This window comes from Tenacibaculum pelagium (assembly GCF_014062345.1).
GTDB classification, from domain to species: Bacteria; Bacteroidota; Bacteroidia; order Flavobacteriales; family Flavobacteriaceae; genus Polaribacter; species Polaribacter pelagius.
This window is the reverse complement of sequence record NZ_JACGLS010000001.1, coordinates 565,451-578,402: the sequence shown is the minus strand read 5'-3', so window position 1 is coordinate 578,402 and position 12,952 is coordinate 565,451. Positions and strand designations below refer to the sequence as shown.

The following is a 12,952-nucleotide window of genomic DNA, read 5'->3' as shown; positions in this document are numbered from 1 at the left end:
CGTTTTACTAAATGTAAAAATAGCCAATTTGATGGTTTAAAAAAGAATGAAGTTAAAAATCTGTTAGAATATTGTTTTGTTTTCGACAAAGCATCAAATTTTACTATTTTTGAGCTATGACTACAAAAGAGAGTGATTGTAAAATTCCAGATGAGAATAACTTAAAAACACACTGGAATACCGCTTATACCAAAAATACTACCGAGAAGTTAGGGTGGTATGAAGAAAGTTCAAAAGAAACATTAGACTTAATACATAAAACAGGAATAGATAAAAACGCTAAGATTTTAAATGTTGGTGTTGGCTCATCAATGTTAGTTGATGAATTGTTAGCAAAAGGATATTCTAATATAATAGCAAACGACTTTTCCGAGAAAGCATTAAGTGATTTGAGAGAACGGTTAGGAGAGGAGGCTTCTAAAGTGAGTTTTCTTATAGATGATTTAACCAGCTCAACCGAGTTAAAAAAACTAGATAATGTTGCAATTTGGAACGATAGAGCAGTATTGCATTTCTTTTTAAAGAAAGAAGAGCAAGATGCTTACTTTAATTTGGTTAAAAAAGTAGTGAGTCCAAATGGGTTTGTGATTATTGCAGTTTTTGCTTTAGATGGAGCTGAAAAATGTTGCGGTTTAGAATTACAACGTTATAATACCGATATGTTGCAAGAAAGATTAGGAGATGATTTTGTTTTAAAAGAAGATTTTAATCACACTTTTATAAACCCTTACGGAGGAGAAAGACCTTATGTTTATACATTGTTTCAAAGAAAAAGTAAGTAAATGAAAGTAACAAACATCCCTTTTAAAACAACAGGTTTTTTCTCTAAAACAATGATTGATTATTTAGAGAAAAATGAAAATACAATACCTTTTTATGGTAACTATCCATCTATAGAAGGGTTAAAGAAACAAATAGCAATTAAAAGAGATTCATTTAAAATTGAATCTAGAAAAACTTTGGTTGATGTTTTAAAAAAACAATACAATCAAGTTAAAACTTCAGAAGAAACTGAGAAAAATATAAACGATTTAAGTTTAGACAACACGTTTACAATTACCACAGGACATCAATTAAACTTGTTTACTGGTCCGTTATATTTTTTATATAAAATACTTTCGGTAATTAATTTGTGTGAAGAATTAAGAGTTCAGAATCCAACTGAGAATTTTGTTCCTATTTATTGGATGGCTACTGAAGATCACGATTTTGAAGAGATTAATTACTTTAATTTTAAAGGGAAGAAAGTTCAATGGAATTCTGACCAAACGGGTGGAGTAGGGCGTTTTTCTACTGAAGGTTTAAATGAAGTTTTAGAAGTGTTATCAAATCATTTAGGGACTTCTAAAAATGCACAGTATTTAAGTGAGCTTTTTAAAGACGGGTATTTAAAGCACGATACTTTAGCTGGTGCAACACGATATATTGCTAATGAATTATTTGGTGAGTATGGTCTGATAATTATTGATGCTGATGATACAGCGTTAAAGCAAGAGTTTGTTCCTTATGTTGAAAGAGAGTTAACTGAACAAATTTCTCATCAGAAGGTAACAGAAACAATTTCGGAGCTAGAAAAGAGTTATAAGGTTCAAGTAAATCCGAGAGAAATCAACTTATTTTACTTAACTGATGAAATTCGTGAACGTATAGTTTTTGAAGATGGACTGTATAAAGTTAACGAAACGAATATTACGTGGACTAAAGACGAGATTTTAAAACATTTGAAAGAAAAACCAGAATGTTTTTCACCAAATGTAATCATGCGTCCATTATATCAAGAAGTTATTTTACCAAACTTATGTTACATCGGTGGAGGTGGCGAATTAGCGTATTGGTTTGAATTAAAAAAGTATTTCGAAGCGGTAGAAATTCCATTTCCAATTCTATTATTACGAAATTCTGTTCAAGTAATTTCTGAAAAGCAGCAAAAAAAGTTAAACAGCTTGAATATTTCGATTGAAGAGTTGTTTAAGAAACAAAATAATTTGCTGGCTCAAAAAGTATTAGAAAGTTCAGAAGTAAAAGTAGATTTTACAAAGCAGAAACAATTTTTACAAGATCAATTTACTGAGTTGCGAACTGTTGCTGAAAAAACAGATGTTTCATTTGTAGGAGCTGTAAATGCTCAAGAGAAAAAGCAATTAAAAGGATTACAGAATCTTGAAAAGCGTTGGTTGAGAGCAGAAAAAAGAAAACAGAAAGAATTGGTTGATAGAATCGTATTATTGCAAAACGAAATATTACCAAATCAAAGTTTAGAAGAACGACAACGTAATTTTTCGGAATATTATTTAGAATACGGAGCTACTTTTATAAAAACATTAAAAGAGAATTTACATCCATTACAATTAGAATTTACAGTACTTACACTTTAATGGCAGCTAAAAAAGGATTACATAAAAAGAACAAACACAAAAACGGATACGATTTTAAATTATTAAAAGAAAAGTATCCGAAAATAACAGAGTTTGTTATTGAGAAGTTTGATAAAGAAACTATTGATTTCTCAGATCCTGTTGCGGTTAAAGAGTTCAATAAGGCATTATTAGCAGCTCATTACAATATTAAAGAATGGAATTTTTCTGATGATAATTTATGTCCTCCGATTCCTGGTAGAGTAGATTATATTCATCATTTAGCTGATTTAATTGGTGATGAAAAAGAGGTTACAGTTCTAGATATTGGTACAGGAGCCAGTTGTATTTACCCACTGTTAGGAATAGTTGAATACAATTGGAATTTTGTAGCTACTGATATCGATTTAGATTCGTTAGATTATGCTCAAGATATTATAGATGACAATGGTTTTACTGATAAAGTTGAACTAAGACAACAGTTTAAAGAAGAGCATATTTTAAAAGAAATTTTAAATGATGATGATTCTTTTACTGCAACCATGTGTAATCCTCCTTTTTATAAATCGGCAGAAGAGGCTAGAGGAGCAAACCGAAGAAAATCGAGAAATTTAGGAAATAACGCAGTGCGTAATTTTGCAGGAAATTCAAATGAACTTTGGTATGTTGGTGGTGAAAAAGCTTTTTTACACACTTATTTATATGAGAGTTCTTTAAGCCCAAAAGCAAGTAAGTGGTTTACTAGCTTAGTGTCTAAAAAAGAAAATGTTGAGAGTTTACAAGCTTCTGCTAAAAAATTAAAAGTACTAGAGTTTAAAGTAATTCCGATGAGCCAAGGGAATAAAGTAACTAGAATTGTTTGCTGGAGATTTTAGTCGCAGAGCGACAGTCAAAAACTCAATTTTTTAAAATTTAGCATAAAAAAATAACAAGGTTCATTCTTTTTTGAATGAACCTTGTTTTAATCATAGAATAAAGGGATTTAAACCCTTGGCTATCGCCCTGCGATTAAATACTTTTTACAAAATCTAAAAATACTTTTTTATGCAATTCAAGATCCATGTTTGGTGAAAGTGCTACACGAGCAATATAATCTTTATCACCTTCTTTGGTTGTTCCTTGAGTAGAGGTTGCAGGAATCGTCCAATAACATCCTTTTAACTGCCCATAACTTACACAATACTTACTTTCGTTTGGTATTTCAGTAATCATTAAGTTGATTAACTTTAAGTTTAAAGCTCTTTTATAAGTTTCTCTTTCTTCATCAGTATTTCCTTTAGTAGGTAGGTCTAATGAAAAAACAGATGGCGTAAAACCTTGTTGTGCTAATTCTTCAGAAACAAAATTGATTTTAGCTGCTGGTAACACTTCTTTAATATAATTTACAAAGGCACGAGTGTTTTTATAAGCATCAGTTACTCTTTGATTCATCGAAGGCATTTGCTTTGCTAAAATTTCATATTGAAGATTGGTCGCTTCATTATCACATAACAATAAATGCTTTTCTATTTTATCAATTAACTCGCCAGATTTTTTATTCCCGACACAATAACCTGCAGTACATTTTCCTCCGCTTGGAAACTTAGAACCACTCGCAAAAGAAATAGTTCTAACAGTTGATAAAATATCAGTATCACCTAAAAAATGAACATTAGGACAAAATGTTTGATCTAAAATAAAAACAGGATCGACAGCAATGTCTCCATTTGCAGTTACACGTTTTTTACTTAAAACATCTCTTAGGTTATTTAAGTTTGGAACTTCAACTCTTGGGTTGGTTGGTATCTCTGCAATGATATATGGAACAGCATCTGCTTTAGCGATTTCGGTTAAAACAGCATCAATACTTTCTACCATATCGTTATCACCATCTACTGCAAAATCGATTACCTCTACATTATCTATACAAGCAGCAACACGACGTGCTTGGTCGTTCGTACCACCATAACAGTTAGGAGGAACTACAATTTTAATGTCTTTTCCTTTGTGGTTTTGTATAGCATTGTCAACCAATCCCATTAAAATGGCATATTGTATCGATAATCCACTAGAACCCACCAATGCTTTTGTAGTTGTGTTGGTAACAGTGTTAATTGAATTTAAAACAGTTGCTTTGTTTGCATCTAAATTATTTGGTGAAGCTTCTGTAGATTGCTCTGTTAATGCTTGTAAGGCAATTAAACAATTAGCAGGTGTCATTGCAATAGTTTCCCTTCTTCTTACATGTTGAATTTCTGAAACGGATTTTTCATTTTGCTCACCATTTACAAATAAGATACTTCCTAGTTGAGGTTTTGTATTAATGAAAAAATCAACGTTTGAAGTAAGATTGAAATTACAAATGCCATCTTGATTAGAGATAAAAACAACACTCCCATCAAATTTTGAGATTTCTTCGATACTATCAACTTTCTTTAATTCAAAGTTGTATCCATAAACATTCTTTACTGTTTCCGTATCAAAAAAACTAGGTAGCTCATTCGTATATGCTACTTGTGTTTTTTTATTTAGGAATAAGTTTTTTCTTAAAACTGCTAAAACAGGAACTGTTTGTGAAGAAAAACTAATTATGTTCTCTGCTTTTGTATTGTTTAGTTTGGCAATAGTCCATTCTAATACCGAAGAAAGCGGGTGCCCTAAGCGTATATAATCATAAGCAGTAGGTAACTCATTTAAAGCATTGAAATCAGTATTGTTATTTTTATATAGGTTTTCAAACTGCTCTAAAAACTGAGTTTTTGCTAGTTTTTCAACATAAATATCTAGTCGGTGTGTAGTTAGATTTAACCAATCACTAGGCATGTTTTCTAATACACTTTTTATATAGTTAAGCGTTTTATTGTCTTGCATTCTATTTATCTTTTGATAAGCCTGCAAGATACGTTAATTAGAAATTTTTTGAAACGGTTTTGTGTTATGAAAAGTTGCGAATTTTAAGAACGGAAAATTTTCCGTAGGAAAAATTGACATTCGCAAAAATGTAGTAACTTTTGATTAAGCAATTTTTTATACACGTTGTTGTAAAAAGTTTTAATTATTTTCTATATCTAAAAAATCTAAATCTAAAAAATAATCATTTTTATCTTTTGGATTTATATATAATAAAGTAGATTTTTTAATAGCAAGTGTAATTTCAAGATTCTTTCTATCAATATAAAAAGGTTCTGTTATAATATTTATTTTTTGTCCTTCATAAGGAATTTCAAAATGTATTCTATTCAAAGTTAGCTCCTCCTCAATTTCTTCTTCATATTTCTTGTTTCCTATATGTTTAGTTACAGTTTTTTTATTAGTCCAATCATTACTTTTAATACCTACATTATTTAATTCTACAATTACACTGTTGGCTCTTTTTTTAAATTTCTCCAATTCAATTTCTCTTTTTTCTAGAAGATTTTTTTTCTTTTTTGAATTGATAATCTTATATGTTTTAGAAAAAATAAATAAGCTTAATATTAGTATTCCTAAAATAATATGTAATGTATCTAATTGATTTGTTGTAAAGATGTAGATATAATATAGCAATAAGATGAAATAATAATAAAATCCGTTGCTTTTATTATATAATATATCTGGAGTAGGTTTCATTAATTTTTACAACTAGTTTAGGAATATGAATCCGTTTTAATGATTTATATTCAATGTTAGCGAAAGGTAGTAGAAATTAGGTTAAGAATCAAGATAAACGATTATCCAATTCTAGTTCCGTTTTTAATGTTACGTTCAGGAGAAATAAGAGTTACTTCTTTGTTGTCATCAATACCACCCATAACTAAACACTCACTCATCATGGTCGCAACTTGTTTTTTAGGAAAATTTACTACGGCTACTACTTGTTTTCCTATTAAATCTTCAGGTTGGTATAACTTGGTTATTTGAGCTGAGGTTTTTTTAATTCCGTATTCGCCAAAATCTACCTGCATTTTATAAGCAGGATTTTTAACTTCTTTAAAAACTTCAGCAGTAAGTATGGTACCAATACGCATTTCAACTTTCATAAAGTCATTCCAACTTAATTTATTATTCTCTTCCATAGCTATTATTTTTTTAATAAACGATTTGCAGCAGCAAACGGAGTAGTTTTTCCACTCTCTAATTTTGAAAGCTCGTTACTTAATAATTCTTTTATGGCTGCGTTATTGTAAAAATTACTTTTTAACTGCTGATTAATGGTTTCTAACAACCAATATTTATTTTGTTCGTTTCTTTTATATTGAAAATAATCAGTGTTTTTGGCAGCTATTATATAATCATCAATCATTGTATAAACTTCATCAATACCTTTATGTTGCAGAGCACTAGCTAGTAAAACTTTAGGCTGCCAGCCACTATCTTTTGGTGGATATAAATGTAAGGCTCTATTAAATTCAACTTTAGCAATTTTCGCATTTTTTTCATTACCGCTATCAGCTTTATTAATAACGATAGCATCTGCCATTTCTATAATTCCACGTTTTATACCTTGCAATTCATCTCCAGCACCAGCTAATTTTAATAATAAGAAAAAGTCGGTCATAGAATGTACAGCAGTTTCAGATTGCCCCACACCAACAGTTTCGATAACAATCGTATCAAAACCGGCAGCTTCACATAAAATAATACTCTCACGTGTTTTTTGTGCAACACCACCTAATGAAGTGCCTGAAGGAGAAGGTCGGATAAAAGCATTTTTATCAGTTACCAATTCTTCCATACGTGTTTTATCACCTAAAATACTTCCTTTGTTTACAGAACTACTTGGGTCTACAGCTAATACAGCTACTTTTTTACCTAAAGAAGTTAGATGTTTTCCGAAAGATTCGATAAACGTACTTTTACCAACACCAGGAACACCGGTAATACCTATTCTCACAGATTTATTAGCATAGGGTAAGCAAGCTTCTAATATTTCATTGGCTTGTTGTTGGTGTTTTGTATTGGTGCTTTCAACCAAAGTAATAGCTCTACTTAAAAAAGGAATACTCCCTGCTAATATTTCAGTAACAAACTCTTTTGTAGAGGTTTTCTTTTTTCTACTAAATTTTATTTTTTCTGCGGATGATTTACTGGTTGTTTCTGGTTGAGAAACCCCATCTTTTTCGGTAAGTGCAGATTTTTTTTTATCGGTCATGTAAAGTGAAAACGAAATAATAACGTAAATTTAGAAATAAATATTCATCAAAATGCAACGCAGCATAAAAAGTATCGTCTTTAGTACAAGAAATCAAACATGAAGTCAACCAAACAGCTACATCAATCGGTTATAGATGCATGTAAAAACAATGATGCAAAGGCACAAATGCAATTGTATGATTTGTATTGCGATGCGATGTTTACAGTTGCAGTTCGTTATGTAAAAGACTCTTTTACGGCTGAAGATATTATGCAAGAGGCATTTATTAAGGCATTTAAAAAGATTAATTCGTATAAAGAAGAAGTGGCATTTGGTGCTTGGTTAAAACGAATTGTAATTAATCAGAGTATAGATTGGTTGAAAAAGAGAAAATTAGAATTGGTTTCAATAAACGAAGAAGTAACGACGATTGCAGATGAAGAAGAGCATTGGAATGTAGCTGCTACTATATCGTATCAAGAGATTGTAAACTGCATTCAAAAATTAAAAGAAAAATATAGAATTGTATTAACCTTGTTTTTGTTAGAAGGCTATGATCATGGAGAGATTTCGAAAATATTAGGAATCTCGGAAGTAACCTCAAGAACACATCTGTTAAGAGGAAAAAAGAAAGTACAAGAACAATTAAAAGCAGTACATCATGTCTAAAGATATTAGAGAAATATTAAAAGAGAATGTAGAGAACTCAGAAAGGTTGTCAACAAATCATAGACAACGTTTTCAACAAAAAATGATGGAAGAACTGCACGAGAAGCCATCTGTAAAGAAATCATATCAATGGTTGTACATAGCTGCATCAGTTGTATTGTTAGTTAGTTTGGGAATTCAGTTTTATCCAACAAATAACATAGAAACTCCTATTAATGTTATATCAAATCAACCAGCAAACGAAATTAGTTTAGGTAGTATTTCTCCAGAGTTAAAAACTGTAGAAGCCTACTATGTAAATACGATAAATTATGAATTAAGTCAGTTAGAATTAACTGATGATAATAAAGAACTATTTGATGGTTACTTAGCTAAAATAGGCGAGTTAACTAAAGAATATAAATCGTTAAACCACGAGCTCAATACAAAAGGGATTAACGACGATACTATCAATGCATTGATTGGAAACCTGCAATTACGTTTACAGCTGTTAAAGCGTATGCAAAAACAATTAAAAGAACTTAAAAATCCAAATCAAAATGACATTCAAACAATTTAAAATAACTACTCTTTCACTGTTGTTGACAAGTGCAGTATTTGCACAAAAATTTGACAAGAAGTTTAGTGAGAAATTCAATACAAATAAAGATGTATTGGTTAATATAAATGCAACTAATGCAGATATAGAAGTAACTACTTGGAATAAAAATGAGGTTTCTGTTGAAGCTGTTATTGAAGTAGAAGGACTTGATAAAAAAGAGGCTGAAAAGTTTTTAAAGAACTGGCAATTTGAAGCTTTAGGGAATAGGAGTAAGGTTCAAATAAAAACAGGCAGTAATAACTATCGTTCTTTAGGGAAAAATAATTTTGTGTATTTCAATACAAACGGAAATAACCCCGCTAGAATATATAGGCATAATAATGATGATAATATTATTGTAATTCCAGAAATGCCTGAGATGCCAGAAGTAATTGAAATACCTGAAATGCCTGAGATTGTAATTCCTGAAATTAATTTTGATGAGATTGTATACGGCTTAGAAGATATCGAATTTGATTTTGATAAATATGCAAAAGATGGTGGTAATTACTTTTTTCAATGGAAAGATGGTGTAAACGATATCACCATAAAATCTAAAAAAGAATGGGAAGCTTTTAAGAAAACGAAGAAGTATAAAAAGTTTAAAGAATCTCAAGAAAAAAGGAAAAAAGCACTTAAGAAACGTTTAAAAGAAGTAGAGGCTAAAAGAGTTAATAAAAAAGAGATGAGAAGAGCTATGGAAAAAGCCAGAGCTGAGGTAAGAAAAGTTAATAGAGAAGAAATTAGAAGAGAATTAGCGAATGCAAGAAAAGAGATTGAAAGAGCTAGAAGAGAAGTAAATAAAACTCGTTATAGCTATTCTTACTCAACTAATAGTAATGATTTTACGATAAATGATAAAAAAGTTAAGGTAACAAAGAAAATCATAGTCAAAGTTCCTAAAGATGCTACTTTCGATTTAAATACGCGTCACTGTAAAGTGAAACTGCCAAAAACAAAAGCTTCGGGGAAAGTAAGTTATGGTACTTTTAAAGCTGATGTATTAAATGGCGGAAAATTAAACGTTTCGTTTTCACCAGTAACTATAAATTCATTAAACGCTTGTACACTGTTTTTAAATAATGTAACCGATGCTCATGTAGCATCGGTTGCTAATACCACGTTAAATTCGAATTCATCAGGGTTAACTGTTGATGCTATTCTTAAAGATGTGGAGATTTCTAATAAGTTTGGTGAGTTAACAATTAACAAAATAGCACCGAATTGCAATAGTTTAAAAATACTTCTAAACTATTCTGATGCAGGTATTAATTCTTTAGGAATCAATAATAAATTGAATTTTGATTCTTCAGGAAATATGAAGACTTCTAAAAACGGAGATATTAAGTTTAATGGCGATTTTATAATTTTATCAAAAGACAATAAAATAGAAATAGATGGAAAATACAGCCAGTTAACATTAAAAAAACAATAATAATATAGCTTAAAAATTACTTTTCTTTTTTATAAAATTGCTAACAAATTCCATTTCATTATTCTTTATAAAGTGCCTATCTTTAGCATCTGTAAATAGTCACTTTTTCAATGGAATTATACAAAGAAAATCAACTAAAAATATATAACTCTTTAACAAAAACTAAAGAGCTTTTTAAACCAGTAACCGAAGGACGCGTAGGAATGTACGTTTGTGGTCCAACGGTATATAGCAACGCCCATTTAGGAAACGTACGTACGTTTATGTTTTTTGATGTGGTGTATCGTTATATGTTACACTTAGGTTATAAAGTGCGTTATGTGCGTAATATTACCGATGCTGGTCACTTAGAAAACGATGCTGATGCTGGTGAAGATAGAATTTCTAAAAGAGCTCGTTTAGAAGAAATTGAGCCGATGGAAGTAGTACAGCGTTACACGGTTGACTTTCATGATGTGTTAAAAAACTACAACTTTTTACCACCAAGTATAGAACCAACAGCTACAGGTCATATTGTTGAGCAGATAGAAATGATTAAAGAAATCATGGAAAAAGGTTTGGCTTATGAAGTAAACGGATCTGTTTATTTTGATGTCTTAAAATACAACGAAACTGGTAACTACGGAATTCTTTCTGGTAGAAAAATAGAAGACGCGATTCACAATACAAGAACTTTAGATGGGCAATCTGATAAGAAGAATCCACAAGATTTTGCACTTTGGAAAAAAGCTGATGAGCGCCATATTATGCGTTGGCCTTCACCTTGGAGTGATGGTTTTCCTGGTTGGCATTTAGAATGTTCTGTAATGAGCACTAAATATTTAGGTGAACAGTTTGATATTCACGGAGGAGGAATGGATTTAAAATTCCCTCACCACGAATGTGAAATCGCACAATCGCAAACTTGTAGTGGTGTTACTCCGGTAAATTATTGGATGCATACCAACATGTTATTGTTGAATAGTCAGAAAATGGCAAAATCAACAGGGAACTATATTTTGCCTAATGAAATTTTATCTGGAGAAAACGAAGTTTTACCAAAAGCATTTTCGGCAAGTGTAGTTCGTTTCTTTAATATGCAAGCGAACTATCGTAGTATTTTAGATTTTTCTGGAGAAGCACTAGAGGCGTCAGAAAAAGGGCACGCGAAATTAATGGAAGCTGTTAATTTCTTAGATAAAATTGAAGCAGGTAAAACATCAACTTTCAATGTAGAAAATTGGAAAAAAGATTGTTATGCTGCCATGAATGATGATTTTAATACTCCGGTTTTAATATCACATTTATTTGAAGCTGTTAAAACGATCAATCAAATTAAAGAAGATAAAGCAAGTTTATCAGCTGATGATTTAGCTGATTTTAAAACTACACTTAATGCTTTTGTTTTTGATGTTTTAGGATTAATGAATGAAAGTTCAGAAGGAAATAATTCTGATAAGTTAAGTGGAGTTGTAGAAATGCTAATTCAAATGCGTAAGCAAGCAAGAGAAGACAAAAATTGGGCATTATCTGATGAAATTCGCGACAAGTTATTGGCTTTAGGAATTCAGTTAAAAGATGGGAGAGAAGGAACTAGCTTTTCGATTAGTTAATTGAAAAAAATATTAACATACCCGTTTATATTATTGGTTCGTTTTTATCAAAACGCAATATCACCATTTACACCAGCTACGTGTAGATATTCACCTACATGTTCTAGCTATACCATAGAAGCTTTACAAAAGCACGGATTGTTTTATGGTGGTTGGTTGGCTACAAAAAGAATATTTAGCTGTCATCCATGGGGTGGAAGTGGATATGATCCTGTACCGGAAAAAAGAAATAAAAATTAGTCGTTTAACGACATTAAAATTAAATAAGAATAGATGAGTTTTTTATCGATAGTTTGGGATTTAGATCCAGAAATAATAAAAATATTTGGTTTTGGTATTCGTTGGTACAGCTTAATGTTTGTAGCAGCTTTTGTATTAGGATTACATTTAATGAAGAAGATTTATATAAATGATAAGATTCCAGTTGAAAAGCTAGACCCGTTATTTATGTATGTTTTTATATCGATGTTAATTGGTATGCGTTTAGGGGAAGTTTTCTTTTACAACTGGAGTTATTATCAAAATCATTTATTAGAAATTATTTTACCTATTAGAGAGAGTGCTAATGATTCTTTATTTGGAATTATTAAAGGATGGAAGTTTGAAGGTTTTAGAGGTTTTGCAAGTCACGGAGCTGCCATTGGTATTCCGATAGCGTTATATTTTTATGCTAAGAAGCACTTAAATAAACCTTGGTTATTTATTTTAGATAGATTAGGTATTATGGTTGCCTTAGCAGGTTTTTTTATCCGTTTAGGGAATTTCTTTAACTCTGAGATTTACGGAAAGCCAACCGGTACTAGCTTTGGAGTAATTTTTAAAAGAGCAGGAGAGACTGTACCATGTCATCCAACACAATTATACGAGGCATTTAGCTATTTAGGATTGTTTTTTGCTTTATGGTACTTCTATTGGAAAACTGATAAAAAGAATCAATCTGGATTCTTATTTGGGTTATTCATGGTGGTATTATGGTCGTTACGTTTCTTTATAGAGTTTTTAAAGCAAGCACAAGTAGAAGGAAGAGAAGATTGGGTGTTTAACTCATTAAACACAGGTCAAGTATTAAGTATTCCTTTAGTGTTAATCGGATTGTGGTTAATGTTTAGAAAAACGAAATAATAGTATTTAAGATAAAGAAAAACTCCAAGTGTGAACTTGGAGTTTTTTGTTTTTATAAGAGTTTTTCTAACGTGCTTGTATAAGATTAGTTGCGTGTTTTTAAGCACT

13 protein-coding genes are annotated in these 12,952 nt (G+C 30.8%); 9 read left to right on the top strand and 4 right to left on the bottom strand.

Features of this window, described 5'->3' with window-relative positions; genetic code table 11:
* Window positions 1-116 precede the first annotated feature (116 nt).
* From H3Z83_RS02650 to rlmF, 3 genes are read left to right on the top strand one after another with little or no spacing between them, the layout of a single operon-like run.
* Window positions 117-782, top strand: a complete 666-nt coding sequence (locus H3Z83_RS02650) for a class I SAM-dependent methyltransferase (protein WP_182123932.1) — start codon at window positions 117-119, stop codon at window positions 780-782.
* On the top strand, window positions 783-2,375 hold the full coding sequence (bshC, locus tag H3Z83_RS02645) for a bacillithiol biosynthesis cysteine-adding enzyme BshC (RefSeq protein ID WP_182123931.1): 1,593 nt from the start codon (window positions 783-785) through the stop codon (window positions 2,373-2,375).
* Window positions 2,375-3,229 (top strand): 23S rRNA (adenine(1618)-N(6))-methyltransferase RlmF, encoded by an 855-nt coding sequence (gene rlmF, locus H3Z83_RS02640; protein ID WP_182123930.1) that lies wholly within the window; start codon window positions 2,375-2,377, stop codon window positions 3,227-3,229. Before bshC ends, rlmF begins: the two co-directional genes overlap by 1 nt.
* 133 nt (window positions 3,230-3,362) lie before the next feature.
* Here the strand turns inward: rlmF and H3Z83_RS02635 are convergent, their stop codons facing one another.
* From H3Z83_RS02635 to meaB, 4 genes are all read right to left on the bottom strand, one after another.
* Complete coding sequence (locus tag H3Z83_RS02635; RefSeq protein WP_182123929.1) at window positions 3,363-5,204, bottom strand: PLP-dependent aminotransferase family protein; 1,842 nt, start codon at window positions 5,202-5,204, stop codon at window positions 3,363-3,365.
* A gap of 180 nt (window positions 5,205-5,384) precedes the next feature.
* The gene (locus tag H3Z83_RS02630; RefSeq protein WP_182123928.1) at window positions 5,385-5,942 is read right to left on the bottom strand and encodes a hypothetical protein; all 558 of its coding nucleotides are present in this window, start codon (window positions 5,940-5,942) and stop codon (window positions 5,385-5,387) included.
* Between the two features lie 101 nt (window positions 5,943-6,043).
* Window positions 6,044-6,388 (bottom strand): tRNA-binding protein, encoded by a 345-nt coding sequence (locus H3Z83_RS02625; protein ID WP_182123927.1) that lies wholly within the window; start codon window positions 6,386-6,388, stop codon window positions 6,044-6,046.
* 5 nt (window positions 6,389-6,393) lie between these two features.
* The gene (gene meaB / locus H3Z83_RS02620; RefSeq protein ID WP_182123926.1) at window positions 6,394-7,464 is read right to left on the bottom strand and encodes a methylmalonyl Co-A mutase-associated GTPase MeaB; all 1,071 of its coding nucleotides are present in this window, start codon (window positions 7,462-7,464) and stop codon (window positions 6,394-6,396) included.
* A 99-nt stretch (window positions 7,465-7,563) separates the two neighbouring features.
* On the opposite strand from meaB, the gene H3Z83_RS02615 reads away from it, so the two are divergent.
* The 6 genes from H3Z83_RS02615 to lgt all read left to right on the top strand — a co-directional run bounded on the left by H3Z83_RS02615 (window position 7,564) and on the right by lgt (window position 12,844).
* Complete coding sequence (locus H3Z83_RS02615) at window positions 7,564-8,115, top strand: RNA polymerase sigma factor (RefSeq protein ID WP_182123925.1); 552 nt, start codon at window positions 7,564-7,566, stop codon at window positions 8,113-8,115.
* Window positions 8,108-8,674, top strand: coding sequence for a hypothetical protein (locus H3Z83_RS02610; RefSeq protein WP_182123924.1), 567 nt, complete (start codon window positions 8,108-8,110; stop codon window positions 8,672-8,674). The genes H3Z83_RS02615 and H3Z83_RS02610 overlap by 8 nt, the downstream gene beginning before the upstream one ends.
* Entirely contained in the window at window positions 8,655-10,130 is a 1,476-nt protein-coding gene (locus tag H3Z83_RS02605; RefSeq protein WP_182123923.1) for a hypothetical protein, read from the top strand. Before H3Z83_RS02610 ends, H3Z83_RS02605 begins: the two co-directional genes overlap by 20 nt.
* 110 nt (window positions 10,131-10,240) lie before the next feature.
* Entirely contained in the window at window positions 10,241-11,722 is a 1,482-nt protein-coding gene (gene cysS, locus H3Z83_RS02600) for a cysteine--tRNA ligase (RefSeq protein ID WP_182123922.1), read from the top strand.
* Window positions 11,723-11,962, top strand: a complete 240-nt coding sequence (yidD, locus tag H3Z83_RS02595) for a membrane protein insertion efficiency factor YidD (protein WP_182123921.1) — start codon at window positions 11,723-11,725, stop codon at window positions 11,960-11,962. It abuts the gene before it with no gap.
* Between the two features lie 33 nt (window positions 11,963-11,995).
* Entirely contained in the window at window positions 11,996-12,844 is an 849-nt protein-coding gene (lgt, locus tag H3Z83_RS02590) for a prolipoprotein diacylglyceryl transferase (protein ID WP_182123920.1), read from the top strand.
* Window positions 12,845-12,952: the final 108 nt, after the last annotated feature.